The sequence below is a fragment of the Pseudomonas oryzihabitans NBRC 102199 genome (genome assembly GCF_000730625.1).
Taxonomy (GTDB): domain Bacteria; phylum Pseudomonadota; class Gammaproteobacteria; order Pseudomonadales; family Pseudomonadaceae; genus Chryseomonas; species Chryseomonas oryzihabitans.
The window spans coordinates 464,284-490,041 of the sequence record NZ_BBIT01000005.1 but is presented as its reverse complement, the minus strand read 5'-3'; the positions used below and the strand labels follow the sequence as shown (position 1 = coordinate 490,041).

Below are 25,758 nucleotides of genomic sequence, written 5' to 3'. Positions count from 1 at the left end.
ACGGATTCTTCACGCGCGGGCCGCTAGACTGCCCGGTCATCGTTCTGCCACAGAGAGATCGCCATGCGTCGTGTTCCGCGCCTGGGCTGGCGCCAGGGTCTGGCGCTGGGCGTCGCCGTGCTGGCCGCCGGCTTCGCCTATCCGGCCTGGCGGCATTTCCATCCGGTCAGTGCGGCCGAGGGCTGGCGCTACCGGGAAGTCGCCGCCGACATCCCCATGGTCAGCGCCCTGGCCCTGGACGCCGATGGCAGCCTGTTCGTGACCCAGGAATTTTCCAGTCGCCGCGGCAGCCTGCTGCGGCTGCTGCCCAATGGCGAGCGCCAGCCGGTATTGGGCGAGCTGTCCAAGCCGGATGGCCTGGTGATGTTCCAGGGCGGCCTGGTGGTCAGCCAGGAAGGCGGACCGCTGCCGGTGTTTCTCCTGCGCGACGGCCAGCACCAGGCCCTGTTCGACGGCAACGACGTCGAGGGCGTCGCCACCGATGGCCAGACCCTCTATGCCATCGAGGACCTGCCCCGCGGTCGCCTGCTCAGCTACGACCCGCTGCAGCGTCGCTTGGCGGTGCTGCGCGACGGCCTGGAAGAAGGCGAAGGGGTGGCCCGCTGCCCGGATGGCCGGCTGTTCTATACCGAAAAGGCCAAGGGCTGGGTCAAGCAGTGGCAGCCGGGAGGGACCGATACCCTGGTCGCCGCGGGTCTCGACGCGCCGGGCTTCGTGCAGTGTTCGGCCGACGGCCTGTGGATCACCGAAGACGCCACCCACGGCGCCCGGGTGCTGCTGGTGCAGCCCGATGGCCGTCTGGTCACGGTGCTCTCGCACCTGCGCTCGGCGCAGACCCTGATCCCGCGCGGCGACGGTCATTACCTGGTCGCCGAGCAGGGGCGCAACCGCATCCTGGAATTCTCGCGAGACGCCGGAGCCGCTCGCTAGGGCGAGCGGCTCCGGGGACTTCAGGGCAGGCGATACACCAGGCAGGGATTGCCGTTGAGGCGGCGCCCCAGCACCGGGGTGAGGTCGGCCAGCGGGGTGCCCGCCAGCAATTCGCGGTCGTCGCGGGCGAGGATGATCCAGGCGCCGGACGGCAGGTGGGCCAGGTCCGCGACCTGCGGCCGGGCGATGAAGATCGGCTGCTCGTCGTGGTCCAGGTTCATCATGTAGCGGATCGCCCAGCTGTCCTGGCCGAGGCCGAAGAACACCAGGGGACCCGGCTGCTGCTGGCGCAGACCTTCCACCTGCTGGACGAAGCCGCGGGTGTCGTACTGCAGGTCCTGGGCCGGCTCCACCACCGTGACCAGCATCAGCCACTGGGCGGCCAGCGCCAGGGCGCTCAGCGTCAGCAGGCGGCGACTGCCGTCCAGCCGGCGCCAGCTGACCAGGGCGGCGATCTGCAGCAGGACGAAGGCCGGCACCAGCAGCGCCAGGGAGACATCCGGCCAGTAGCCGTGGCGCTGCCAGAGGTGACGACAGACCAGCATGGCCACCAGCGCCAGCCCGGGCAGCGCCAGCACCAGCGCGGTGTAGACTGGCGCGATGCGGCGGAACCAGCCCTCGGCGCGCAGGAGGCCATGGGCGGCGATGGCGGCCAGGAAGGGCACCATGGGCACCACATAGTAGGCGCGCTTGAAGTGCGGGATGGACAACCCGACCAGGATCAGCAGACCGCTGCCGGCCAGCCCCAGCAGCAGCCGGCGCTGGGCGGTGTGCGGCCAGGCCAGCAGGCGGCGGCGCTCGGCCGCCAGCACCAGCAGCGCCAGCGGCAGCACCGGCAGATAGCGATAGAGCCCCAGCTGCAGATAGAACCAGAACGGCTTGCCGCTCTCGTCCAGCCGGCCGGTGACCTGCATGTGCCAGACCTCGGCGGCGAAATCCGCCCCACCCTCGTGGTGGGCGAGCTGGATCAGCGTCCACCAGCCGAGGGCGAGCAGCGCCAGACCGGCCAGGCCGTAGCCGAACAGGCGTTGCAGGGCGAGGGTGCGCCGGGCCGGTTCGCCCCAGGCCACCACCAGCCAGTAGAGGCAGACCACGCCGCAGGGCTCGATGAGGCCCAGCGGACCACGGATGGCGAAGCCCAGGGCGAACAGCGGCAGCACCAGCAGGCGGCGCAGCGGGCGACCGTCACGGTCGGCGCTGTAGAGCAGGTAGAAGCAGAGCAGCACCACCAGGGCGACCAGCTGATCCAGGCAGACCGCGCGGGCCTTTTCCAGCCACTGCGGGGTCAGGGCCACCAGCAGCACCGTGAGCAGCGCCCAGGCGCGGCGGGTATCGGCCAGCAGGCGATAGGTCAGCGCCAGCACCGCGGCCGAGGCCAGGGCGGTGGGCAGCACGTTGGCCAGGTGATTGGGCGCGCCGATCACCCGCGCGGCCAGCCAGCTCAGCCAGGTGGCGGTGCCGGGATAGTCCGGATAGGGCTGGCCGTAGGTGGTGGCGAAAAAGGACGGGCCATGGCGAAACATCTCGCCGAGAAAGACCGCCCAGCGACCGTCGAAGCCCTGGGGCGCCTGGTTCCAGATGCCGAGGGTGAACATCAGGGTGGCGATCACCCCGAGCAGCAGGCTTTCGCGGCGCAGGCGACTGGCCGCCGGCAGCGCGGCCAGGGGCGCGCTGCGTGGGGTCAGGGGCATGGGCGAGACCATCAGGCGGCGTCCACACGGCGGGTGACCTGGGGACCGCCCAGGGCGGCGCCACGGCCGATGGCGAAGTACTCGATGCCGCGACGCTCCATGCGCTCGGGATCGAACAGGTTGCGCCCGTCGAAGATCAGCGGCTGATTGAGCTGGCGGGCGATCAGATCGAAGTCCGGCGCCTTGAACTGCTGCCACTCGGTGCAGATGACCAGGGCATCGGCGCCGGCCAGGGCGGCCTCGGGGGTGCCCATCAGCGCCAGGCGCTCGTCGTGGCCATAGAGGCGCTGGGCCTCGGCCATGGCCACCGGGTCGAAGGCGCGCACCTTGGCGCCGGCCGCCCAGAGGGCCTCCATCAGCACCCGGCTGGGCGCATCGCGCATGTCGTCGGTGTTGGGTTTGAAGGCCAGCCCCCAGAGGGCGAAGGTACGGCCGCGCAGGTCACCGTCGAAGTAGGTGTTGATGCGCTCGAACAGCTTGGTCTTCTGGCGCACGTTGATGGCTTCCACGGCGCGCAGCAGATCCAGCTCCACGGCGTTTTCCTCGCCGGTGCGGATCAGCGCCTGCAGGTCCTTGGGGAAGCAGGAGCCGCCGTAGCCGCAACCCGGGTAGATGAAGTGGTGACCGATGCGCGGATCGGCGCCGATGGCCTGGCGCACCGCCTCGATGTCGGCGCCGACGTGCTCGGCCAGTTCGGCGATCTGGTTGATGAAGCTGATCTTGACCGCCAGCAGGCTGTTGGCGGCGTACTTGGCCAGCTCGGCGCTGCGCAGGTCCATGCACTGGATGCGGTCATGGTTGCGGTTGAAGGGTGCATAGAGTTCGCGCATCACGTCGCGGGCCACCGGCGAGTCGGTGCCCACCACGATGCGATCGGGCTTCTTGCAGTCGGCGATGGCGGCGCCTTCCTTGAGGAATTCCGGGTTGGAGACCACCTCCACGTGCAGGGTGCGGCCCTCTTCGGCGAGCACCTCGTGGATCAGGGCGCGGACGCGGTCGCCGGTGCCCACCGGCACGGTGGACTTGTTCACCACCAGCAGCGGATCGCGGGAGACCGGCTGGCCGATCAGCGGCTCGCGGCGCAGGCGGGCGATGGTCTCGGCCACGGCGAAGACGGCGGACAGATCGGCCGAGCCATCGGCGGCCGGCGGGGTGCCGACGGCGATGAACTGCACGGCGCCATGGGCCACGGCTTCGGCGGCCTCATGGGTGAACACCAGGCGGCCGGCGGCCAGGTTGCTGCGCACTAGCTCTTCCAGACCCGGCTCATAGAGGGTCACCTCGCCGCGCTTGAGCTTGTCGATCTTGGCGCGGTCGATGTCCATGCACACCACCTGGTGGCCGACTTCCGCCAGCACGGCGGCCTGCACCAGACCCACGTAGCCGATGCCGAAAACGCTGATGTTCATAGGGTATTCCTCAGGGTGGGAGCGGCGCTGGCGCGGGGCCCGCCGACAAGGGCGACACCGGCCACGACCAGCGCGACGCCCAGGGTTTTCCAGGGGGTGAAGGATTCGGCGGCGCCTGGCAGCCAGGCCGCGCCGAGGTGGACGAAGACGTAGGAGAGGCCGAGCGCCGCATAGGCGCGACCCAGCGGCAGGCGCGCCAGGGCGGCCAGCCAGGCCAGCAGCGACAGGCCGTAGCAGAAGATGCCCAGGGCCAGCAGCAGCCCGGCCGTACTCAGCAGCGACTCGGGCGCGCCGACCCAGCTGGCCATGGCCGGCAGCCGCACCAGCGCCGCGCGCAGGGCGAGTTGCGCCAGGGTGGTGAGCAGGATGCTCAGGCCGAGGGGCAGCAGGCCGTTCATAGCTGGCCACCCAGCAGCGCGGCGCCGGCGACGATGCACAGGCAGCCACACCAGGCGCGGGCGTCCACCACCTCGCCGAACACCAGGCGCGCCAGCAGGGTCACCGCCAGGGTGTTGAGCGAGAGCAAGGGATAGGCGACGCCCACCGGCACCCGCTGCAGCACCGCGCACCAGACCAGCAGGGCCAGGCCCAGGCAGACCAGGGCGCCCCACAACCAGGGCGACCGCAGGCGTGCGGCCAGCGCATTACCGGCGGCTACCGCGCGCTTCTGGCCCAGTTGGCCGGCGCTGGTGAGGCCGATCACCACGGCGATCAGCAGGCCGTCGAGGGCGGTCATGGCGTCGGCCTCGGATAGACCAGCAGCACCAGGCGCTCGCTGGCGATGCTCTCGCCCGGCTCGGGCAGACTGTCGAGCAGCTGGCGATCGCTGGGGCCGTCGACCCGCAAGAGGATGGCCACCGGACCCTGGTCGCGATGGGCGGCGAGCCAGGCGGCCAGGTCGCGCTCTTCGATCAGCCGGCCGCTGGCCGGCTCGCGGGCGAAGCCGTACTTGAGTTCGCCCGGACCGCCCACCAGCACCACGTCATCGCGGTGGGTGGCCCAGGCCAGGCTGGCGGCCACGCCGAGGTCGTTGCTGACCAGCAGGCCGGCATTCTTGAAGTGGCCGAGCTGGGCCTGGATGAAGGTGCTCGGCAGCTTGTTGTCGACCAGGCCGTTGGGCAGGGCGATGGACAGCAGCGGCAGCAGCACCCAGAGCGCCAGGGCCGGCGCCAGCAGGGTGCGCCGCGGCCAGACCAGCGCGGCCAGGCCGGCCAGCAGCAGCGCCAGGGGCGCCAGCAGGGCCAGGGCGCGGGTCAGGCCTTCGCCGCTTTCATAGAGGCGACCGCCATAGATCAGCAGGGCGGCAAGGCCGGCCAGGCCCAGCAGCAGATTGCACAGGCCGTTCAGCCGCAGGGCACCGGTGGCGCCGCGCCGGCCCGCCTCCTGCAGGGTGCGCGCCAGCAGCGGCACCAGGGCGGCCAGGGTCGGCAGCAGGTAGGTCGGCAGCTTGCCGCGGCTGAGGCTGAAGAACAGCAGCTGGCCGACCACGGCGATGCCGAGGAAGGCGGTGCCGCGGTGACGCCGGTCCTGCCAGAGCTGGCCCAGGGTACGCGGCAGGAGGCCGGCCCAGGGCAGGATGGCCAGCAGCAGCACCGGGCCATAGAACCAGAACGGCCGCTCGTGCTGGGCATCCTGGCCGGCGAAACGCTGGATGTGCTCGTGCCAGAAGAAAAAATTCCAGAAATCCGCATCGCGCCGGGCCACCAGCAGCGCCCAGGGGGCCACCACCAGGATCGCCACCAGCACAGCCAGGGGACCGCGGCAGAGCAACTCGCCCAGGCGCCGCTGCAGGAGGAAGAAGGGCACGGCCACCAGCACCGGCAGCACCAGGGCGAGAAAGCCCTTGGTCAGCAGGCCGCAGCCACAGGCCAGCCCCAGCAGCGCCCATTGCACCAGGGCCGCGCCGCGGGTCTCGGCGGCCTGGGCCTGCCAGAGGGCGAGCAGCGCCAGGGCCATCCAGAAGGCGAACTGGGCGTCGAGGGTCACGTAGGTGGCCAGCCCCGCCACGGCCACGCAGGAGAGATAGACCACCCCGGCGAGCAGCGCCAGCGGGCGGTCCTGCCAGATCAGCCGGGTCAGGCGCACCACCAGGGCGGCGGTGGCCAGGCTGGCCAGCAGTGGCACCAGGCGCACGCTGAACAGCGAGTCACCGAGCCAGGCCTGGGCGATGGCCTGGGTCCAGTAGCCGCCGATGGGTTTCTCGAAATAGGGCAGGCCGAGGAAGTGCGGCACCACCCAGTCGCCACGCCGCCAGAGTTCCTGGGCGATCTGCGCATAGCGCGACTCGTCCGGAATCCACAGGCCGCGCCAGGCCAGCGGCAGGGCATAGGCCAGCAGCGCCAGCGGCAGCAGCATCCACAGGCGACGCCGACTCATGCCTGCACGCCCAGCCAGCCCTGGCGGCCGGCCAGGCTGCCACGCACCAGATTGCCCGCGGGCAACTGGCGCGGATCGGCCGGCAGGCGATCGCCCAGGGTCAGGAACAGGATGCCCTGCTCCCGCGCGGCCTTGAGCAGGGCGCGGAAGTCATTGGCGAAGGCAATGCCTTCCACCTCGGCGTGCAGGGTGTAGACGTTGAGCGCCCCCGGACGGAAGCGCTTGAGCAGATAGCCGTTCCAGTCACCGGCGGCCAGCTCCGGGCCGACCACCTCGTCGAAGGTCGGCATGTCCACCGGCACCTGGGGGGTGCCGTGGCTGCCATTGCCCAGCCGCGGACGAAACAGCGCACTGCCGCGGCAATCGCTGTTGTAGCGGAGGCCGAAGGCCTCCTTGGCCAGCACCACGCGCGGATCGGCGCGCCAGCCGGCGGCGGCGGAGCAGTCGACCCTGGCGCCGAGGATGTCTTCCAGGGCCTGCAGGCCACGGCCGAATTCCTGACCTAGACGCTCCAGGCTCCAGCTGCCGGTATGGGCCTGCCAGGCGTGGTGATCCCAGGCGTGCAAGCCGACCTCGTGGCCGCGGGCGCGGGTCTCGCGCATCAGGTGACCGAGGTCGCGACCGATGGGCCGACCCGGCCAGGCGGTGCCGGCCAGCAGGATGTCCCAGCCATAGAGGCTGGCGGCCTTGGACCTCAGCATCTTCCACAGGAAGGTGGGCTTCACCAGGCGCCAGAGGTGGCGCCCCATGTTGTCCGGTCCGACGCTGAAGAAGAAGGTGGCCTTGACCCCGGCCTCGTCCAGCAGGTCGAGCAGCCGCGGTACCCCTTCGCGGGTGCCGCGATAGGTGTCCACGTCGATGCGCAGGCTGGCCGGGATCAGGGTGTTCATCAGGCCTCCCGCTGCGCCAGGGCTTCGCGCAGGAAGAAGTCCAGCGTCTTGCCGACGGTGGCGGCCATGGCGGTGGTCGGCTGCCAGTCGATCAGGCGACGGGCGTTTTCCACGCTGGGCTTGCGGTGGGCCACGTCCTGGTAGCCGTCGCCGTAGAAGCTCTTGCTCTCCACCTCGCGGAAGCCGGCGAAGGGCGGGAATTCGTGGCGCAGCGGATGGGCCTCGAACTGAGCCAGCAGCTCTTCGGCCAGTTCGCGGATGCTCGCTTCGTTGTCCGGGTTGCCGATGTTGACGATCTGGCCGTCGCAGCGACCGCCCCTGTTCTCGATGATGCGGAACAGCGCCTCGATGCCGTCGTCGACGTCGGTGAAGCAGCGCTTCTGGGCGCCCCCGTCGACCAGCTTGATCGGGGTGCCTTCCACCAGGTTGAGGATCAGCTGGGTGATGGCGCGGGAGCTGCCGATGCGCGCCGAGTCCAGACGATCCAGGCGCGGGCCCATCCAGTTGAACGGACGGAACAGGGTGAATTTCAGGCCCTTGGCGCCATAGGCCCAGATGACCCGGTCGAGCAGCTGCTTGGAGACCGAGTAGATCCAGCGCTGCTTGTTGATCGGGCCGACCACCAGGTTGGAGCGGTCTTCGTCGAAGCGCTCGTCCTGGCACATGCCGTACACCTCGGAGGTGGACGGGAAGATCACGCGCTTGCCGTATTTCACGCAGTGGCGAACGATCTTGAGGTTTTCCTCGAAGTCCAGTTCGAACACGCGCAGCGGATTGCGGGTGTATTCGATGGGGGTGGCGATGGCCACCAGCGGCAGCACCACGTCGCACTTCTTGATGTGGTATTCCAGCCACTCGGTGTGGATGGAGATGTCGCCTTCCACATAGTGGAAATTCGGATTGGCCTTGAGCCGCTCGATGGCATCGGAGCCGATATCGAGGCCATAGACCTCGTACTCGCCGTCGGCCAGCAGGCGCTCGGAGAGGTGGTTGCCGATGAAGCCGTTGACGCCCAGGATCAGCACCCGGGTGCGGCGCTTGGCGCGGCGATCCTGGCGATGCAGGCGGGCACCGGCCACGAGGCCGGCTTCGCGGGCCAGTTGCGGACCGGACAGATAGAGGCCGTTGTCGCCCAGCTGGCCGGCCTGGATTTCCAGGACGCCCTCGCCACAGGCGATGCGCAGCGGCTCCAGGCTCAGCACGCTGCCGGGGGTCTGGCCATGGCTTTCCTGGCGGGCCTGGGCGCTCCAGACGATCAGCTTGCGGTCACCGATCCAGCCGAAGGCGCCCGGATAGGGTTGGGTCACGGCGCGCACCAGGTTGCCCAGTTCCACGGCCGGACGACTCCACTCCAGCTCGCCATCGGCGGCGCTGCGCCGGCCAAAGGTGGTGGCCTGGCTTTCGTCCTGCTCGCGCTCGCTCAGCCGGCCTTCGGCCAGGGCCGGCAGGCTGTCGCGCAGGAGCGTCTGGCTGGCTTCGCGCAGCTTGGCGTGCAGGGTCAGGGCGGTGTCGTCGGCGGCGATGGCGACGCGCTGCTGGGCGACGATGGCGCCGGCGTCGGCGCGCTTGACCATGCGGTGCAGGGTCACGCCGGTCTCGGTCTCGCCGTTGACCAGCACCCAGTTGGCCGGGGCGCGACCGCGATAGCGCGGCAGCAGCGAACCGTGGAGGTTGTAGGCGCCGCGCTTGGCGCAGGCCAGGACGTCGCCCGACAGCAGGTTGCGGTAATAGAAGGAGAAGATGAAATCCGGTTCCAGGGCGCGGATGCGCTCGACCCAGATCGGGTGGTTGACGTCTTCCGGCGCGTGCACCGGGATGCCGTGGCGGGCGCAAAGCTGGGCCACCGAACCGAAGAAGCGGTTTTCGCTCGGGTCATCCGGGTGGGTGAAGACGGCGGCGATGGGATAGCCGGCCTGGATCAGCGCGGCGAGGCCGGCGCAGCCGATGTCGTGGTAGGCGAAGACGATGGCGGTTTTCATCAGGGGCTTTCCTGTTACTGGACCTGGCGCAGCGGCGCCGGCGAAGGAGAAAGGGTGGCGGCGCGGATCACTTGTTCCACGTGGAACCGGGGCCGGGCACGGACGTCGTGGTACACCCGGCCGAGGTACTCGCCGAGCAGACCGAGGCCGACGAACTGGGCGCCGGTAAAGATGAACAGCACGGCGAACAGCGAGAACACGCCATCGGCCGCCCACTCGGCGCCGTGGGTGACGCGCAGTACCAGCAGCAGCGCGGCGAAGAGGAAGCCGAAGACCGCCAGGCCACCGCCGAACAGGCTGAGCATGCGCAGCGGGGTGGTGGTCATGCAGGTCAGCAGGTCGAACATCAGGTTGATCAGCTTGAGGAAGCCGTACTTGGAATCCCCGTGTTCGCGCTCGGCGTGGGCCACCTCGATCTCGGTGGTGTGGCGGGCGAAGCTGTTGGCCAGGATCGGGATGAAGGTGCTGCGCTCGTGGCAGGCCAGCATCGACTGCACCACCTGGCGGCGATAGGCGCGCAGCATGCAGCCGTAGTCGCGCATGGCGACGCCGGTGGAGCGCTGCACGGCGCGATTGATCAGCCGCGACGGCAGGGTGCGCAGGTAGGAATCCTGGCGCTGCTGGCGCACGGTGCCGACCACGTCGTAGCCCTGGGCGGCGGTGTGCACCAGGCGCGGGATCTCTTCCGGCGGATTCTGCAGGTCGGCGTCCAGGGTGATGATCAGATCGCCCCGCGCCTGCTCGAAGCCGGCGAGGATCGCCGAGTGCTGGCCGTAGTTGCGATTGAGCAGCACCGCCACGACCGGGCTGTCCGGCTCGCTGGCGGCCCGCTGCAGGATCTCGGCGCTGCGGTCGCGACTGCCGTCGTCGACCAGGATGATCTCCACCTGGCAATCCAGCAGGCGGCAGGCGGCGCGGGTGCGGCGCAAGAGTTCCGGCAGGCTGGCTTCTTCGTTGTAGACGGGGATCACCACGGATACCCGGTCGATGGCATAGGGCTTCATGCGCCTTTCTCCAGCAGGTCTTCGATGGCGCCGACCACGCGGTCCACGTCGGCGAGGGTCATGTCGGGAAACAGCGGGATGGAGCACAGCCGTGCCGAATTCCATTCGCTGTTGGGCAGCGCCAGCTCGGGCCAGCGCTCGCGGTACCAGGGATGCAGGTGGGTGGCGGTGAAATGGATGCCGGTGCCGATGCCGCGCGCCTTGAGGCCGGCCATGAAGGCTTCGCGCTCCATCCCGCAACGCTCGGGGCAGATGCGCAGGATGTAGAGGTGCCAGGCGTGGGTCTGGGCGTAGTCGGGCAGCGCCAGGGGCGCGACCGGCAGCTGGGCCAGGCGCTGGGTGTAGGCCTGGGCCAGCAGGCGGCGGCGGCTGTTGATGTCGCCCAGGCGATCCAGCTGCACCAGCGCCAGGGCCGCGTGGATGTCCGAGAGGTTGTACTTGAAGCCGGGCTCCTGCACCTGGGCCTGGGGCTTGCGGCCCAGGGTCTGGCGGTCGAAGGCATCCACCGCCAGGCCGTGGAATTTCAGCCGGCGTACCCGCTCGGCCAGGGTGGCGTCGTCGGTCACCAGCATGCCGCCTTCGGCGCAGGTCAGGTTCTTGATGGCGTGAAAGCTGAAGATGGCGGTGCCGCGCTGGCCGATGGGCTCGCCCTGGTAGCGGGTACCGGCGGCGTGGGCGGCGTCTTCGATCAGCGCTACGCCGTGCTCGCGGGCGAGGGCGCGCAGCGGCGCCAGGTCGCAACTGGCGCCGGCGTAGTGCACCGGCACGATGGCCTTGGTGCGCGGGGTGATGGCGGCGGCCACCTGCTCGGCGGAGACCATCAGGGTGTCGCGGTCGACGTCGACGAACACCGGGGTGGCGCCGATCAGGGTGATCATGTTGGCGGTGGAGACCCAGGTCAGCGAGGGGGTGATCACCTCGTCGCCCGGGCCGATGTCCAGCGCCAGCAGGGTCACGTGCATGGCGGCGGTGGCCGAGCACAGGGCCACGGCATGGGCGGCGCCCACCGAATCGGCGAAGCGCTCTTCCAGCAGGTTGGCCTGGGGCCCGGTGGTGATCCAGCCCGAGGTCAGCACCTGGCTCACCGCGGCCACTTCCTCGGCGCCGATGCTGGGCCGGGAAAACGGCAGGAAGGGCTCGTCCAGCTGGCGCGGGGCGGTGCTCTGGGACAGATCGGTCATGGCGGCTCATCCGAAGCGAGGGGCGCCGGGACAGGACAGCCGACGCGATGAGCCCAGGCTAAGGCGTCTTGCCTTACGGCCCCCTTAGCGCAACCTGACAACTGCCTGACAGCCGGTCAGCTCGCCGGTCACCCCCGTGAACCTCTTGGCAAACAAGGGCTTAGCCCACGACGAATGGGGTGCCGGTGGTCGGTGAGAGGCCTAGAATGCTGACCCCTGCCGCCTTGGCAGCCCCGAACCTGACACGAGAGACGACCGCGCCCATGCTGGACAACACCCTGAGCGAACTGGAAACCGCCATCCGCGACCTGCTGCAGCGCAACCATCGACTGACCGCCCGCACCCAGGAACTGGAGCAGGCGCTGCTGGCCGCGCGCGACGAAAACGACACCCTGCAACTGAGTCTGCTGGAGCAGGAAGAACACGGCGCCAGCACCCGCCAGCGCGTGGAAGGCCTGCTGGCCCTACTGTCCGCGCAGTCCGTCGAGCAGGCCGTGGCCGCCGACGCCGAGCAGCGCCACGCGGCCAGCGTCGAGTGAAGACCGCCAAGACGGGCGCCGACGACGAGGTGGAGGTGCTCGGTCGCCGCTACCGCTTCAAGGTGGCCGAAGGCGACCGCGCCGCCCTGCAACAGGCCGCCGCCCGCCTGCGCGACGAACTGGTCGCCATCCAGGGCGACCGCCGTCGCGGTGACGCCACCGAGCTGCTGGTGCTGGCCGCCCTGCGCCTGAGCCTGGACACCGCCGCCGACGCCGGCGCCCTCAATGCCCTCGACACCCGTCTCCAGGCCCTGACCGCCGAGGTCCGGGCGGCGCAGGAGGCGTAGGAAGCGGGTTGGAATAAGGAAGGCGCGCCGCGCGAAGCTACCGACCTGCGCTGGACTCCGTAGGGTGGATGACGGCGCAGCCTCATCCACGGAAGCACGGTACCCGCGTGGAAAACGCTTTGCGGTTTTCCACCCTACGTCAGCCCAACCCCCGCGACGCTCCGCCCCCTCTCCCTTCGGGAGAGGGCTGGGGTAAGGCTTCGGCTCCGCACGGAGCTACCGACCTGCGCAGGACTCCGTAGGGTGGATGACGGCGCAGCCTCATCCACGATGGCACGGCACGCGTATGGAAAACGTTCCGCGGTTTTCCACCCTACGCCAACCGAACCCCCGCGCCGCTCCGCCCCCTCTCCCTTCGGGAGAGGGCTGGGGTAAGGCTTCGGCTCCGCACGGAGCTACCGACCTGCGCTGGACTCCGTAGGGTGGATGACGGCGCAGCCTCATCCACGGAAGCACGGTACCCGCGTGGAAAACGCATTGCGGTTTTCCACCCTACGCCAGCCCAAGCCCCACGCCGCTCCGCCCCCTCTCCCTCCGGGAGAGGGCTGGGGTGAGGGTGCGGCTCCGCACGGAGCTACCGACCTGCGCAGGACTCCGTAGGGTGAATGACGGCGCAGCCTCATCCACGACGGCACGGTACCCGCGTGGAAAACGCATTGCGGTTTTTCACCCTACGCCAGCCCACCCCCCCGCGCCGCTCCGCCCCCTCTCCCTCCGGGAGAGGGCTGGGGTGAGGGCCGCCCCCACCACCGCGTTCCCACGCAACCGCCCTGCCCCGGCCATCTTGACCGCCCCGCGGCCCCGTGCGAGCTTCGGTGCCCCTTCCCCTGCCCCGGAGGTCCCTCATGTCGGGTGTTCGCTGGCTTGCCCTTCCGCTCTTGAGCATCGCCCTCGGCGCCCAGGCCACGCCGGCGCCGCTGCCGGCCCTGCTGGATGCCATGGCCCAGCGCCTGACGCTGGCCGATGGGGTCGCCCGCAGCAAGCACGACAGCGGCAAGCCGGTACTGGACGAAGCCCGCGAGCGCCAGGTGCTGCAGGAGGTCGCCCAGGCCGCGCCCGCAGCCGCCGTCTCCCCGGCCACCGCCCAGACCTTTTTTGCCGCCCAGATGGAAGCCAACAAGCTGGTGCAATACGGCCTGCTGCAGGCCTGGCGGCGCCACGAACGGCCGCTGCCCGCCAAGACGACGGACCTGACGACGCTCAGGACCCAGCTGAACGAACTCCAGGCCAGGCTGCTCGGCGGTCTCGCCGCCACCGGCGAACTGCGCGCCGCCGCGGACTGCCCGGCACAACTGGACCGCGCCCTCGCCGCCCACCTCGCCGCCGCGCGCCCCGATGATCTCCACCGCCTGGCCCTGGTGCGGGCGCTGGGCGATTTCTGCGCCCTGCCCCGCTGAGCGCCTGTGCATAATCGGCGGTACGGCGACCGAATCGCGTTGAATCCGAGGATCACCCATGCACATCCTGCTGGTCGAAGATGACGCCACCCTGGCCGACGGCATCCGCCGCGTCCTGGAAGGCCATGGCATGCAGGTCGACCTCCTGCGCAACGGCGCCGAGGCCGATGCCTGGCTGCGCACCACTCGCTTCGCCGTGGTGGTGCTGGACATCGGCCTGCCCGGTGGCCTGGACGGCTTCGAGGTGGTCCGCCGCCTGCGCCAGCGCGGCAACGACCAGCCGGTGCTGCTGCTCACCGCCCGCGACGCCATCGACGACCGGGTGCATGGCTTCGAAGTGGGCGCCGACGACTACCTGGTCAAGCCCTTCGCCGTGCCCGAGCTGGTGGCGCGGATCAAGGCGCTGGTCCGCCGTGCCGGTGGCCAGAACAGCGCCGACCTGACCCTCGGCGCCCTGCGCCTGGACACCGCCGCCCACCAGGCGCGCCTCGGCGACACCGCGCTGGATCTCTCGGCCCGGGAGTGGGCGGTGCTCGAACACCTCTTGCGTCAGGCCGGCAAGGTGGTCTCCAAGCAGCAGATCATCGACGCCCTGGCGCCCTGGGGCAGCGAAGACCTGACCCACAACGCCGTGGAGGTCTATGTCTCGCGGCTACGGCTGAAACTGGCCGACTCCGGGGTCGGTATCCGCACCGTGCGCGGCTTCGGCTATCGCCTGGAAGAAGCGGCGCCATGACCGCCACCGCGCCCAGCCTGCGCCGGCGGCTGCTGAAATGGCTGGTGCTGCCGGTGCTGCTGGTCAATCTCGGCGGCGCCGTGGTCAGCTACCAGTTCGCCCGCAAACCGGCCTTCAGCGCCCTGGACGGCGATCTCACCGACGCGGCGATCCTGCTGCTCGAACAGCTGGAGGTGGACGGCAACGGCCGCCTGTGGCTGCCGACGGAAGCCGACTACCTACTGCGCCACAACAGCCACGACCACGTCTGGCTGGCGGTGCGCGCCCTCGACGGCCAGCTGCTGTTCGGCGATGCCGCCATGCCGGTCCAGGAGATCACCGAGGAGATGCGCGACGGTCATACCACCGCGCTGCGCACCCGTATCAACGACCGCTCGGTGTTCATGGTCGGCCGCCTCGGCGAGGTGGCCGGGCAACCGGTGGTGGCCAGCGTGGCGCAGACCCTGAGTCGCCACACCGCCGCCCTGCAGCGCATGGTGCTGACCCTGGTGGCGGTGCAGATCTTGGTCGCCCTGCTGATCGCCGCCCAGCTGCTCTGGGCGGTGCGCCGCGGCCTCAAGCCGCTGGAACGGCTGGAGCGTCAGCTCGACAGTCGCCACTACGATGACCTGGCGCCGCTGCGCGAAGAGGGTGCGCCCCGCGAACTGGGCACCTTTGTCACCGCCCTCAACGGCCTGCTGCTGCGCATCCGCGAGGGCGCCCGCAACCAGCGCGCCTTTCTTGACGACATGGCCCACCAGCTGCGCACCCCGCTGGCGGGCATCAGCACCCTGACCCAGTGGCTGCGCCAGCGCCATGCCGGCGATGCCGAAAGTGCCGCGGCGCTGACGCAACTCCAGGCCGCCACCGAGCGCATGACCCGCCAGACCAACCAGTTGCTGACCCTGGCCCGCGCCGCCACCGCGCGGCTGGAGAGTCCGCCGCGCGAGCCGCTGCGGCTGGACGAACTGATCGGCGAAGCCATGCCCAGCCAGCTGGCCCAGGCCGATGGCCACGGCATCGACCTGGGCTACGAACTGGAGCCGCAGACCGTGCAGGGCAACGCCTTTCAGCTGCGCGACCTGCTCGACAACCTGGTCGACAATGCCCTCAGATACACCCCGCGCGGCGGTCAGGTCACGGTCCGCCTGCGCGGCCAGGCCGGGGCCACGGTGCTGGAGGTGGAAGACGACGGCCCGGGCATTCCCGAGGCGGAGCGCGAACGCATCTTCGAGCGCTTCTATCGCCTCGACCGCGGCATCCACGGTACCGGCCTGGGCCTGGCCATCGTCCGCGACATCGCCACCGCCCACGACGCCGGCATCGAACTGGCCACCGCCACCGGCGGTCAGGGCCTGCGCGTGGCCATCCACTTCCCGCCCCTGGTCGTGCCTGCCGCGGAGGTCCCCGCGTAGGTTGAGCGCGCAGCCCAACAAAGTGTCGCCCTCCTGCCGCCTAAAAAATCATCGCGGCCATGGGCCGCTCCTACAGGCACGGACGCCACTGTAGGAGCGGTCGCTACGGCGCACCGGCATGGCCGCGATACGCGATCAAGACAGTTGCTCCTACAGGCTGTGGGACAACCGTAGGAGCGGCCGTATCGGCGGACCGCCATGGCTACGATCAGGTTGAGCTGGGCCCCGCGAAGCCCGATACACCCCGGCCCAACCCCTTACCGCCCCCGCCACCCCGGATTCTCCAGCAGCACCGCCATCCCCTGCCCACCGCCGATGCACACCGCCGCCACCCCGTACCTGAGCCCCTCGGCGCGCAGCTGGCGGGCCAGGGTGATGGCCAAGCGCAGGCCGGTGGCGGCCAGTGGATGACCCAGGGCGATGGCGCCGCCATGCACATTGAGTCGCGCCGGATCCAGTTCCAGAGCCTGCTGCACCGCCAGCAGCTGGGCGCCCTGGGCTTCGTTGATCTCCAGGCGGTCGATGGCCTCCAGCCTGAGGCCGGCGCGGTCGAGCAGGCCCTGGATGGCCGGCACCGGGCCGCTGCCCATGACGTCCGGCGGCACCCCCACCACACAACTGCCGCGCACCCAGGCCAGCGCCCGCTCCGGCGCGGCGTCCGCGCCCCGTGCCAGCAGCAAGGCGGCGGCGCCGTCGGCCACCGCGCAGCTGTTGCCGGCGGTCTGCACCCCGCCCGGATGCACTGGCGTCAGCCGTGCCAGGGCCTCCCGCGAGGTCTCCCGCGGATGGCTGTCCTGCTCGACCCCCGCGCAGCCCCGCGGCAGACGCAACTCCCGCGGCGCCAGGCCTTCAGCCTCGAAGCGCGCCGCCGTCACCGGCACGACCTCCTCGCGAAACCAGCCCTGGCGCTGGGCCGCCAGGGCCCGCTCGAAACTCCGCAGCGCCCAGGCATCCACCGCCTCGCGGGCGATGCCATGGCGCTGGGCCAGGCGCTCGGCGGTGGCGATCATGTCCAGTCCGGCCGCCGGGTCCTTGAGCGCCTCCCAGAGAAAGTCGTGGAATTCCACCGGCGCGCCGAGGCGAAAGCCGCTGCGGTGGGTGTAGGCGGCGATGGGATTGCGGGTCATGGACTCGGCCGCCACACACAGCACCCGGATGGCCTGGCCGCTCTGCAACTGATCGCCAGCCTGGCGCAGCAGCTCAAGCCCCGTGCCGCAGACCCGTTGCACCTGCAGCGCCGGCACCGCCTCGGGCACCCCGGCATAGAGGCCGATATGGCGTGGCAGCAGATAGGCATCGAAGCTGGCCTGGGCCACCGAGCCGGCCAGCACGGAATCCACCGCCCCGGCCTCATGCCCGCGCGCCAGCAGCGCCCGCGCCACGGCGATGCCCAGGTCGGTGGGCGACACCTGCCCCAGGGCGCCATTCAGATCGGTCCAGGGCGTGCGCACGCCATCCAGCAGCAGGACATCGTCGTAGAGCGCACTCATTCCAATGGGCATCGGCTCCTCCTCTATTGCAGCAGATAGGCGTCGTAGACCACCGCCTTGCCCAGGCGCATGGCGCTGCCCACGCCCAGGGCGCGGTTGAGCCAGGCATAGGCCGGCGCGGCGGTCTCGAAGGTCAGGGTGACGCGGAAGAAATAGCGCCGGGGATCCACCGGCTTGCCGGCGGCCAGCTCGCGCATCACCTCCGGCGGGCCGTAGCGATAGCCCTTGGTCTGCAGATAGATCAGGGCGCCATCGTCGGTCTGCAGCAGATAGCGGGTGTCGATGATGGCCAGGCCATCGGCGGTCACCACCTGCCAGTCGGCGCCGTTGTCGAGGATCCGTCCATGCAGGCGCTGGCCGTCGAAGCGGCCGCCGGTGATGGGGATGATGCGCCGCTTGCCCAGGTCACTGGTCTGGCCCAGCTCCCAGACCGGGGCGTCGAGGGCCACCTCGAAGCGCGCCAGGGGTTCGAGCTGCAGCGGCGGTGGCGTGGCGGTGGCCGGATCGCCGTCCGTGGTGGCCGCCCGGGCCAGGCCAGTCAGCGTCAGCAGGGTGACGAGCAGCAGACTACGCATGCCCAGGCGCCTCCGCGTGGGTGGTAGCCGCCGGCACCGGCGCCCGCCGCTGCAGCAGGGCCAGCACCGCGCCCGCGGCCACCAGCACTGCCGGGGTGGTGGCCACCACCAGGGTCGCCGCGCCACCGCCCAGGGCCAGGACCTGCCCCGCCAGCAGTGGGCCGGCCATGGCGCCCAGGCGTCCGACCGCCACCGCCGCGCCGGTTCCGGTGGCCCGCACCGCCGCCGGATAGAGCTGCGGCGCCAGGGCATAGAGCACCAGTTGGCCGCCGACCACGAACAGCCCGGCGGCGAAACCGGCCAGGGCCACCAGCGGATAGGCCTTGGCCAGCCCTAGCCCGGCCAGACCCAGCAGGATGCCCAGGTAGATGGCCAGCACCGTCAGCCGCGGCCGCCAGCGATCCATGAGCAGGCCGAACAGCACCGAACCGATGCCGCCGCCCAGGTTGAAGAGGATCTGCACCCCCACCGCCTGGCCGCGGCTGAAGCCCTGCCCCACCAGCAGCGACGGCAGCCAGTTGAGCAGCATGTACATCACCGTGAGGGTGAAGAAGTAGCCCAGCCACAGCAGCAGGGTGGTCGACAGCGGGATGGCGCCCAGCCAGGCCCCGCGCGGACTACCCGCCTGAGTCCCGCCTCGCTTGCGCAGAAAGCCGGCGGTCTCCGCCAGGTAACGCCCGAGCAGCGGCGCCACCAGCAGCGGCGCCAGGCCGCCGACATAGAACACCGTCTGCCAGCGGCCGACGTCCAGCAGCCCCACCACCGCCGCCAGGGCGCCGCCCAGGGGCACGCCGCAATACATCAGGCTGACCGCCGTGGCCCGGGCGCGCTCGTCCACCGACTCGGCGGACAGGGCGATCAGATTGGGCAGCGCGCCGCCCAGACCGATGCCGGTGAGCAGTCGCGCCAGCAGCAGGCTCTCCAGACTCCAGACATGGGCGGTGGCCACCGAGAAGACGCCAAAGATCAGCACGCAGGCGATCAGCACCTTCTTGCGGCCGATGCGATCGGCGCACCAGCCGCCGATGAAGGCGCCGGGCAAGAGGCCGAGGATGCTGGCGCTGAACACCAGGCCCATCTGCCCCGGCTGGAAGCCGAAGGCCTTGGCCATGGCCGGCGCGGCGATGCCCATGGCCTGGAGGTCCATGCCTTCCAGGAGGGCGACGATGAAGCACAGCACGAGGGTCAGGCGGGCCCCGGGCGGGGCGGTCGAGAGCAGGCGCATGGTGGATTCCTCAGAAGCGGAAGGTGGTAGCAGCCATCAGGAAGCTGGTGTCGTCGCCATCGGCCTGGCGCACGGCGGCGCCGGCCTGGAAGTAGCTGTATTCCAGGTCCAGGGTCAGGTTGGCGGTGGGCATCCAGCGCAGGTTGTTGCGCCAGAGGGTGCCGGCCTTGCGCGCCGAGCTGGCCGCGGTGCCCGGCACCGTGGTCATGCCCGGCAGGTAGACGCCGTCTTCGGTGCTCTGCCGCCAGACGCCGAACAGTCCGCTCTCCAGCTGCAGCGTCGGCCGGGGCGCCAGGGTCAGCAGCGGCCCGACCAGATAGAGGTTGGCCAGGGTGGTGAGCCCGGAGTCGCCATAGAAACCGTTCTTGGGAAAGAGCGGATCGAAGGTGCCGACGCGGTCGTCGCCCGCGCCGTGATCGCCGCTGGCGGCGTCCACCCGCAAGGCCAGCCGCGGTTTCCAGGCGCCGCCCAGGCGATAGCCGGTTTCGCTGCTCAGGCCCCAGGCGCGGATCCGGGCGCCGGCCAGATGCCCGCCCTGCCCGGCCAGGTCCCAGCTCCAGTCCCAGGGACCGGCGTTGCCGAACAGACGGATGCCGGCGGTGTAGCGCTTTTCCGCGCCGGTCAGGCCATCCAGGATGCGCTGGTCGGTCTCCAGGCCGAAGCCGTAGACATCCAGCTTGAGCGGTCCGGCCAGCGGCAGGGTGCCGTAGAGGCCATAGAACTTGACCGCGTTGTTGGAGCCGTCGTCGAAGCTGTCTTCGCCGGTCACCACGGGTCTCAGGCCGAACGCGTCCAGCCGGTAGCCGTCCGGACGGGTCCAGGCCAGGCGCAGGCCGTCGAAGTTGAGGCGGATGTTGCGGGCGTCACGGTAGGTGACGAAGGCCTGGTTGCCGTAGCCCAGTTCCTGGCGACCGATGCGGGTCATCAGCTTGCCACCGGCCAGCGGCGTGTTGAGGTCGATGAAGGCCTGGTGCAGCTCGGTGCGGCTCTGGTCGTAGGGGCCGTAGAGCGCCTTGTTCCAGGCGCGGGTGTTTTCCAGCTGGACGAAGGCGCGCACGGCATCGTCGAACAGGTGCAGGTCCGCGTGCAGCTGCAGGCGCTGCTGGATGTAGTGATCGGTATCCACCCCCCGCCGGCCAAAGACCGGATTGCGGATGGTGTCGAAGCGGTAGCGCGCCTCGCCACCGGTCTGCAGCCAGGCCGAGTCGCTAAGGCGCTGGTAGCGCAACCCGTCGAAGGGATCGGTGCGTTTTTGCGGATCGTCGAGGAAGCGATAGTCTTCGGCCCAGCGCGGCGGTCCGGGCGGCAGGGGACGCGCCGTCTCCAGGTTGTTGAGCGGCTTGGGGCGGGCGCTTTCCAGGGTGGTGGAAGGCGCGGCGACAAGGCCCTGGCTGGCGAGCAGGGCGGCGAGAGCGGTAAAGGCGAGGCACGAGCGGGCCCGTGCGCAGGCCGGAAGCGAGCGCGAACAAGACATGAGATGACCGTCCTGACTGAGGATGCGGAAGGCGCCGCAGGGGCGCGCGGATCAGGGCCTAGCGGGCGCGGATCGGGTAGCGGTCAGGCGGGAGGGTGGTTGGATAGCGAGCTGACATGGCAGGTGTCCCTTTGTTGTTGTTGTCGTCACCGTGGGGGCCGGGTGGCCCTGGTTCGATGATGGTCGATGGCAGAAATGGATCAAGCCATCCGACCCGAATCTGGCCGATTACCGAACGTTATATTTATTAACTTTATGCCTGCAGGACGATCGCTCACCCAGGTCTCGCAACGTCTTCTGTATCGCGCTTTGTAACAATGCCCGCCCTTGAGGGGTCCATCAGGAGGCCCGTACGGGTTAAGGTTCCTTCTCTCACGATCGAAAAGGCGAACTCATGAGCTTCAAGACTCCCCTCCTGCTGGCTGGCGCCGCGCTCTTCACCCTGCTGGCCGGTTGCGGCTCGCACGAAACCCAGAGCAGCCCGGCGGCGGCCTCTTCGGCCCCGAGCGGCGCCGTCAGCAGCAGTGGCCGGTGCAACTCCGATGCGGTCCAGGATCTGGTCGGCAAGGCCCTCTCCCCGGCCCTGGCCGAAGAAGGCCGGCAACGCGCCGGTGCCCAGGTCGTTCGCGTGGTCCGTCCGCAGGACCCCATGACCATGGACTTCAACTCCCAGCGCCTGACCATCACCACCAGCGCCAGTCTGGTGGTGCAGACCGCCACCTGCGGCTGATCCCCGTCGCGCCCCACGACCTGCCGACCCCGGTCGCGCAGGTCGGCGCCTGCCGCTAGAGGCCGAAGCCCTGGCGCAGGGCTGCCACGCTGTGGAAGTGAAAGGCCGGGCGGTGGCGCTCCAGCTCTTCCCGGCTACCGAAGCCATAGCCCAGGGCCACCGCCGCCACGCCGTTGGCCCGGGCGGCGATCAGGTCGTGCTCGCGGTCGCCCAGCATCAGGCAGGTCTCCGGCGCCAGGCCTTCGGTGTCCAGCACGAAGCGCAGCAGCTCGGTCTTGTCGGTGCGGGTGCCATCCAGCTCGCTGCCATGCAGGGCGATGAAGAACTCCGTCAGCGCGAAGTGCCGGAGGATCTCCACGGCGAACACCCGCGGCTTGGCCGTCACCAGATAGAGCCGTCGCCCGGCCGCCTGCAGCGCGGCCAGCAACTCGCGGATGCCTGCATAGACCTCGTTCTCATAGAGACCGGTGGCGCGGAAATACCCGCGATAGGCCGCCACCGCGCGCCAGGCGCGCGCCTCGTCGAAGCCGTAGTGGGTCATGAAACTCTGCAGCAGCGGCGGGCCGATAAAGACCTCCAGCCTGCGCAGATCGGGCTCCTCGATCCCCTCGGCGCGCAGCGCCACCTGGATCGCCCGGGTGATGCCCAGGCGCGAATCGGTGAGGGTGCCATCGAGATCGAACAGCAGATGGGGGTGATGCATGGGGCGTCCTGGGCAGCGGAGATCCCCGTCAGTATGGCGACCGGTGGCAGAGATCGGTAGGCTCGACCGCTTCACTGGAAATGAGTCTTGTTCGCTGATGCCTCCGTCGCCGCTCTCCTCTCGCCGCCCTCCACGCTGCACCTGGCTGGCCCTGCCGCTGCTGCTGGCCCTGCCGCTGCTGCTGGCCCTGGCCCTGCCGGGCCAGGCGCGCCCCATCGATCAGCCCATGGACGCCCAGGTGCTCCAGCAGCCGGGCCACGGCTATGCCTTCAGCGAACTCCAGCTGGATTCCACCGACGGCGCCCGCCACTACCAGGTGTGGATCGCCCGACCCACCACCCCGGCGCCGGCCACCGGCTATCCGGTGCTCTATCTGCTCGACGGCAACGCCGCCCTGGGCGGGCTGAATGCCGAATTGCTCGACACCCTGGCCAAGCGGCCCCATCCGCCCGTGCTGGTGGCGGTGGGTTACACGGGCGGCAAGCGTATCGATGGCCCGGGTCGGGCCTATGACTACACGCCCTCGGCCCCCACCAGCGAGCGCTTTCGCGAGATGGCCACCGGCGGCGCCGACATCTTTCTCGCTTGGCTGCTGGAGCGCCTGGAGCCGGCGGTGGCCCGTCAGGTCCCCCTGGATCCTGGCCAGCGCGCGGTCTGGGGTCATTCCCTGGGCGGGCTGTTCGTCCTCCACGCCCTGCTCACCCGTCCGGACGCCTTCGCCGAGGGCTACGCCGTGAGTCCTTCGCTGTGGTGGAGTCCCACCGTGCTGCCGCAAGACGACGAGCAATTGAAGGCGCGCTTCCAGGCCCATCCGGTCCGCCTGGTGCTGCTGCAGGGCGGCGCCGAGCGCGAACTGCCCGCGCACTTCCAGAGCGAGGTCCCCGCCGATGCCACCCGGCGCCTGGCCGACCGCCTCGGCCAGCTCCCCGGCATCCGGGTGCGCTACGAGGTGCTCGAAGGGCTGGGCCACGGCCCCATGCTGCCGGCCTCGCTGCAGACGGTGTTGAGCGAGTGGCGCTAGTCCGCCAACCAGCGATACATCACATGGCAATCCACCAGCCCCAGGCTGGAGTGGCGATAGGCCCTGGGCAGGGTGCCGACGATCTCGAAGCCGTGCTTCTGCCAGAGCCGCACCGCCACCTGGTTGCTGGCCACCACCGAGTTGAACTGCATCGCCTGGAAGCCCAGTTCGCGGGCCACCTGCAGGGAGTGCTCGCAGAGGGCGCCGGCGACGCCCTGGCCGCGGGCGGCAGGGACGACCATGTAGCCGCAATTGCAGACGTGATCGCCTGGGCCCATGGCATTGGCCTTGAGGTAGTAGCTGCCGAGCAGCTGGCCGTCGCGCTCGGCGACGAAGGTCGCCCGCGGTAGCTCCACCCAGAGGCGCCAGGCCTCGTCGCGGGTCATGTCCGGGTCGTAGGCGTAGGTCTCCCGGGCCTGGGCGACCTGCTGGATCAGCGGCCAGACCTGGTCGAAATCGGCGGCTTCGAGGGGGCGAATCTGCATGGGTGACTCCGGCGGACGAAGGGGCCGCCAGTGTCGCCTAGCCGAGTGCCGCTGCCAAATCACCGCCCTCTTCCAGCAGCCCCTGGGCGCCCTGGCGACAGGCCGCCAGCAATTCCTCGGCGAGGCTCTCGTCATCCAGTGCCCGCGCCAGGGCCACGCCCCCGATCAGGGTGGTGGCCAGCTGCAGCGCCCGGGCGCGCCGCTGCGCCGGCGGCCCCGACAGATCCTGCTCCAGTCGGGTGACGAAGCGCGCGAAGAAGCGGGTATAGCTGCCCCGGATGGCGGCCTCCCGGTGGGTGACGTCGGCCGCCAGAAAGGCCAGCGGACAGCGCAGCGCTTCGCCCTCGGCATGTTCGCGACTCAGGTAATGCTCGACCAGTTGCCCGAGGCCTTGGCTACCGAGATCGTCGAGCCGGGCACTGCCGACCCGGGCGGCATGGGCGATGGCCTGGTCATAGACCTCGGTCTTGGTGCGGAAGTGGTGGTAGAAGGCGCCGCGGGTGAGACCGGCATCGGCCATCAGGTCGTCGAGACCGACCGCATCGAAGCCGCGCAGGGCGAACAGGTGGGCGGCGCTGTCGAGGATGCGCTGGCGGGTCTGCTCGCGCTGATCAAGGGGCCAGGCCATGGCTACTCCAGATTATGTTCTTGAACATAAGGTCCCCTTTGCCAGCATGGAGCCTTCTTTGCAAGGAGCCTGCAGCATGACGCCCTATCTCTTCGGTCCCGCTTTCAGCACCCTGGTGCGTAGCGTGCGCCTCCATGCCCTGGAACAGGGCCTTGAGCTGCCCTGTGGCCTCGCACCCGCCGGCCAGGCCATCGCCTGGCGCAGCGAAGCCCACCTGGCGCTGCACCCCTTCGGCCAGGTGCCGGTGCTGTTCGATGGCGAGCTGCGGATCTTCGAGACCCTCGCCATCTGCCGCCATCTCGATCGTCGGCTCTCGCCGGAGCGCGATGGCAACCCGGAGCAGGACGCCTGGAGCAGCGCCCTGCTCACCACTGTGGATAGCCGTCTGGTCCGCCACTATCTGCTGCGCGTCGCCGGGCCACGACCCGCCCCCTTCCGCACACCGGAGGACGAGCAGCGCGCCCTGGCCGACGTCGACGCGACCCTGGCCGTGCTCGATCGCCAGCTGGGCAACCAGGGCTTTCTCTGCGGCGCCGAATTCAGTCTGCCCGACGCCCTGCTGGCGCCCATGCTCGACTATCTGGAGCCCCTGCCGGCCCTCAACTGGCGGACGACCTGGCCCCGCCTCGCCGCCTATCTCGACCGCCTGCGCGCGCGACCCTCCGGCCAGGCGATCCTGGTGGCGACCGACTTAAAGCTGCGCTGAGCCGACCGGAGCTACCAGGAACCACCTACCTCCCCAACACACCACAACCATCCCCTCTCCCCCTGGGAGAGGGCTAGGGTGAGGGCCGCCCACCACCCCTCCCTACCTGCTAGCCTTGGAAGCTCCTCCCCTGTCCAAGGACCGCCCATGACCACCGCCCGCCCCATCGCCCTCGTCACCGGTGCCTCCCAGGGCATCGGCCGCGCCGTCGCCCTCGGCCTGCTGCAGGACGGCTTCCGCGTGGTCCTCGCTGCCCGTCGCGCCGAACCCTTGGAGGCCCTCGCCGAAGAGGCGCGGCAACAGGGCGGCGAAGCCCTGGCTGTACCCTGCGACGTCACCGATGCCGCCAGCGTCGAGGCGCTGTTCGCTCGCATCCGCGAGACCTACGGCCGCCTGGACCTGCTGTTCAACAACGCCGGCGTCGGCGCCCCGGCGGTGCCCATCGACGAGCTGGAACTGGACGCCTGGCACCGGGCGGTTAACACCAACCTCACCGGCGTCTTTCTCTGCAGCCGCGCGGCCTTCGCCCTGATGCGCGCACAATCGCCCTGTGGCGGGCGCATCATCAACAACGGCTCCATCTCGGCGCACACGCCCCGGCCCTTCAGTGCGCCCTATACCGCGACCAAGCACGCCGTGGCCGGGCTGACCAAGGCCCTGGCCCTGGACGGCCGCGCCTTCGACATCGCCTGCGGCCAGATCGACATCGGCAACGCTGCCACCGAGATGACCGAGCGCATGGCCAACGGCGTGCTCCAGGCCGACGGCAGCACCGCCGTGGAGCCACGCATGGACGTCAGGCACGTCGCCGACGCCGTCCGCTACATGGCCAGCCTGCCGCTGGATGCCAACGTCCAGACCCTGACCGTGATGGCGACCAAGATGCCCTATGTGGGGCGGGGCTGAGG

26 protein-coding genes are annotated in these 25,758 nt (G+C 70.2%); 10 read left to right on the top strand and 16 right to left on the bottom strand.

What is annotated here, in order from left to right; translation table 11 throughout:
• Positions 1–63 precede the first annotated feature (63 nt).
• Positions 64–930: an SMP-30/gluconolactonase/LRE family protein gene (locus tag POR01S_RS08575; protein WP_042135175.1), complete on the top strand. Its 867-nt coding sequence runs from the start codon at positions 64–66 to the stop codon at positions 928–930.
• A 20-nt stretch (positions 931–950) separates the two neighbouring features.
• Here the strand turns inward: POR01S_RS08575 and POR01S_RS08570 are convergent, their stop codons facing one another.
• Genes POR01S_RS08570 through arnB form a run of 9 tightly spaced genes read right to left on the bottom strand, consistent with a single transcriptional unit; the run spans position 951 to position 11,424 of the window.
• Positions 951–2,633 carry a glycosyltransferase family 39 protein gene (locus tag POR01S_RS08570; RefSeq protein ID WP_042135174.1) on the bottom strand — a complete coding sequence of 561 codons (1,683 nt, stop codon included), beginning with the start codon at positions 2,631–2,633 and terminating at the stop codon, positions 951–953.
• The gene (locus POR01S_RS08565; RefSeq protein ID WP_027598081.1) at positions 2,633–4,030 is read right to left on the bottom strand and encodes a UDP-glucose dehydrogenase family protein; all 1,398 of its coding nucleotides are present in this window, start codon (positions 4,028–4,030) and stop codon (positions 2,633–2,635) included. The genes POR01S_RS08570 and POR01S_RS08565 overlap by 1 nt, the downstream gene beginning before the upstream one ends.
• Positions 4,027–4,428, bottom strand: coding sequence for a 4-amino-4-deoxy-L-arabinose-phosphoundecaprenol flippase subunit ArnF (gene arnF / locus POR01S_RS08560; RefSeq protein WP_042135171.1), 402 nt, complete (start codon positions 4,426–4,428; stop codon positions 4,027–4,029). The genes POR01S_RS08565 and arnF overlap by 4 nt, the downstream gene beginning before the upstream one ends.
• Positions 4,425–4,766, bottom strand: coding sequence for an EamA family transporter (locus tag POR01S_RS08555; protein WP_007161489.1), 342 nt, complete (start codon positions 4,764–4,766; stop codon positions 4,425–4,427). Before POR01S_RS08555 ends, arnF begins: the two co-directional genes overlap by 4 nt.
• The gene (gene arnT, locus POR01S_RS08550; protein WP_255211813.1) at positions 4,763–6,406 is read right to left on the bottom strand and encodes a lipid IV(A) 4-amino-4-deoxy-L-arabinosyltransferase; all 1,644 of its coding nucleotides are present in this window, start codon (positions 6,404–6,406) and stop codon (positions 4,763–4,765) included. Before arnT ends, POR01S_RS08555 begins: the two co-directional genes overlap by 4 nt.
• A complete protein-coding gene (gene arnD, locus POR01S_RS08545) occupies positions 6,403–7,284 on the bottom strand; it encodes a 4-deoxy-4-formamido-L-arabinose-phosphoundecaprenol deformylase (protein WP_042135449.1) in 882 nt (293 codons plus the stop codon). The genes arnT and arnD overlap by 4 nt, the downstream gene beginning before the upstream one ends.
• Positions 7,285–7,295: 11 nt before the next feature.
• Entirely contained in the window at positions 7,296–9,275 is a 1,980-nt protein-coding gene (gene arnA / locus POR01S_RS08540) for a bifunctional UDP-4-amino-4-deoxy-L-arabinose formyltransferase/UDP-glucuronic acid oxidase ArnA (RefSeq protein ID WP_042135167.1), read from the bottom strand.
• A 14-nt stretch (positions 9,276–9,289) separates the two neighbouring features.
• Positions 9,290–10,279 carry an undecaprenyl-phosphate 4-deoxy-4-formamido-L-arabinose transferase gene (gene arnC / locus POR01S_RS08535; RefSeq protein WP_027598075.1) on the bottom strand — a complete coding sequence of 330 codons (990 nt, stop codon included), beginning with the start codon at positions 10,277–10,279 and terminating at the stop codon, positions 9,290–9,292.
• A complete protein-coding gene (arnB, locus tag POR01S_RS08530) occupies positions 10,276–11,424 on the bottom strand; it encodes a UDP-4-amino-4-deoxy-L-arabinose aminotransferase (RefSeq protein ID WP_027598074.1) in 1,149 nt (382 codons plus the stop codon). The genes arnC and arnB overlap by 4 nt, the downstream gene beginning before the upstream one ends.
• A gap of 299 nt (positions 11,425–11,723) precedes the next feature.
• Here arnB and POR01S_RS08525 point away from each other — a divergent pair, with 299 nt between their 5' ends.
• The 5 genes from POR01S_RS08525 to POR01S_RS08505 all read left to right on the top strand — a co-directional run bounded on the left by POR01S_RS08525 (position 11,724) and on the right by POR01S_RS08505 (position 15,813).
• Complete coding sequence (locus POR01S_RS08525; RefSeq protein ID WP_042135164.1) at positions 11,724–11,999, top strand: hypothetical protein; 276 nt, start codon at positions 11,724–11,726, stop codon at positions 11,997–11,999.
• Complete coding sequence (gene zapA, locus POR01S_RS08520; RefSeq protein ID WP_027598073.1) at positions 11,996–12,286, top strand: cell division protein ZapA; 291 nt, start codon at positions 11,996–11,998, stop codon at positions 12,284–12,286. The genes POR01S_RS08525 and zapA overlap by 4 nt, the downstream gene beginning before the upstream one ends.
• An 845-nt stretch (positions 12,287–13,131) precedes the next feature.
• Positions 13,132–13,683 (top strand): chorismate mutase, encoded by a 552-nt coding sequence (locus tag POR01S_RS08515; protein WP_042135162.1) that lies wholly within the window; start codon positions 13,132–13,134, stop codon positions 13,681–13,683.
• A 58-nt stretch (positions 13,684–13,741) separates the two neighbouring features.
• On the top strand, positions 13,742–14,419 hold the full coding sequence (locus POR01S_RS08510) for a response regulator transcription factor (RefSeq protein WP_042135160.1): 678 nt from the start codon (positions 13,742–13,744) through the stop codon (positions 14,417–14,419).
• Complete coding sequence (locus POR01S_RS08505) at positions 14,416–15,813, top strand: sensor histidine kinase (RefSeq protein ID WP_042135158.1); 1,398 nt, start codon at positions 14,416–14,418, stop codon at positions 15,811–15,813. Before POR01S_RS08510 ends, POR01S_RS08505 begins: the two co-directional genes overlap by 4 nt.
• 257 nt (positions 15,814–16,070) lie before the next feature.
• Here the strand turns inward: POR01S_RS08505 and POR01S_RS08500 are convergent, their stop codons facing one another.
• The 4 genes from POR01S_RS08500 to POR01S_RS08485 are packed head-to-tail and all read right to left on the bottom strand — an operon-like array spanning position 16,071 to position 20,577.
• The gene (locus POR01S_RS08500) at positions 16,071–17,303 is read right to left on the bottom strand and encodes a thiolase family protein (RefSeq protein WP_081875188.1); all 1,233 of its coding nucleotides are present in this window, start codon (positions 17,301–17,303) and stop codon (positions 16,071–16,073) included.
• 23 nt (positions 17,304–17,326) lie between these two features.
• The gene (locus tag POR01S_RS08495) at positions 17,327–17,878 is read right to left on the bottom strand and encodes a DUF3237 domain-containing protein (RefSeq protein ID WP_042135155.1); all 552 of its coding nucleotides are present in this window, start codon (positions 17,876–17,878) and stop codon (positions 17,327–17,329) included.
• The gene (gene mhpT, locus POR01S_RS08490) at positions 17,871–19,103 is read right to left on the bottom strand and encodes a 3-(3-hydroxy-phenyl)propionate transporter MhpT (RefSeq protein ID WP_027600407.1); all 1,233 of its coding nucleotides are present in this window, start codon (positions 19,101–19,103) and stop codon (positions 17,871–17,873) included. Before mhpT ends, POR01S_RS08495 begins: the two co-directional genes overlap by 8 nt.
• A gap of 10 nt (positions 19,104–19,113) precedes the next feature.
• The gene (locus POR01S_RS08485; RefSeq protein ID WP_052382642.1) at positions 19,114–20,577 is read right to left on the bottom strand and encodes an alginate export family protein; all 1,464 of its coding nucleotides are present in this window, start codon (positions 20,575–20,577) and stop codon (positions 19,114–19,116) included.
• 394 nt (positions 20,578–20,971) lie between these two features.
• Here POR01S_RS08485 and POR01S_RS08480 point away from each other — a divergent pair, with 394 nt between their 5' ends.
• Positions 20,972–21,307, top strand: a complete 336-nt coding sequence (locus POR01S_RS08480) for an I78 family peptidase inhibitor (RefSeq protein WP_007160277.1) — start codon at positions 20,972–20,974, stop codon at positions 21,305–21,307.
• 55 nt (positions 21,308–21,362) lie between these two features.
• On the opposite strand, the gene POR01S_RS08475 is transcribed toward POR01S_RS08480, so the two are convergent.
• The gene (locus POR01S_RS08475; RefSeq protein ID WP_042135153.1) at positions 21,363–22,010 is read right to left on the bottom strand and encodes an HAD hydrolase-like protein; all 648 of its coding nucleotides are present in this window, start codon (positions 22,008–22,010) and stop codon (positions 21,363–21,365) included.
• A gap of 97 nt (positions 22,011–22,107) precedes the next feature.
• On the opposite strand from POR01S_RS08475, the gene POR01S_RS08470 reads away from it, so the two are divergent.
• Positions 22,108–23,031, top strand: a complete 924-nt coding sequence (locus POR01S_RS08470; RefSeq protein ID WP_042135151.1) for an alpha/beta hydrolase — start codon at positions 22,108–22,110, stop codon at positions 23,029–23,031.
• Here POR01S_RS08470 and POR01S_RS08465 read toward each other — a convergent pair.
• The gene (locus POR01S_RS08465) at positions 23,028–23,516 is read right to left on the bottom strand and encodes a GNAT family N-acetyltransferase (protein WP_042135150.1); all 489 of its coding nucleotides are present in this window, start codon (positions 23,514–23,516) and stop codon (positions 23,028–23,030) included. The two genes, POR01S_RS08470 and POR01S_RS08465, sit on opposite strands and share 4 nt — an antisense overlap.
• Positions 23,517–23,553: 37 nt before the next feature.
• Positions 23,554–24,144 (bottom strand): TetR/AcrR family transcriptional regulator, encoded by a 591-nt coding sequence (locus POR01S_RS08460; RefSeq protein ID WP_042135149.1) that lies wholly within the window; start codon positions 24,142–24,144, stop codon positions 23,554–23,556.
• 76 nt (positions 24,145–24,220) lie between these two features.
• On the opposite strand from POR01S_RS08460, the gene POR01S_RS08455 reads away from it, so the two are divergent.
• Together POR01S_RS08455 and POR01S_RS08450 are read left to right on the top strand one after the other, a co-directional pair.
• Complete coding sequence (locus POR01S_RS08455; RefSeq protein WP_042135147.1) at positions 24,221–24,850, top strand: glutathione S-transferase family protein; 630 nt, start codon at positions 24,221–24,223, stop codon at positions 24,848–24,850.
• 147 nt (positions 24,851–24,997) lie between these two features.
• Complete coding sequence (locus tag POR01S_RS08450; protein WP_042135144.1) at positions 24,998–25,756, top strand: SDR family oxidoreductase; 759 nt, start codon at positions 24,998–25,000, stop codon at positions 25,754–25,756.
• Positions 25,757–25,758: the final 2 nt, after the last annotated feature.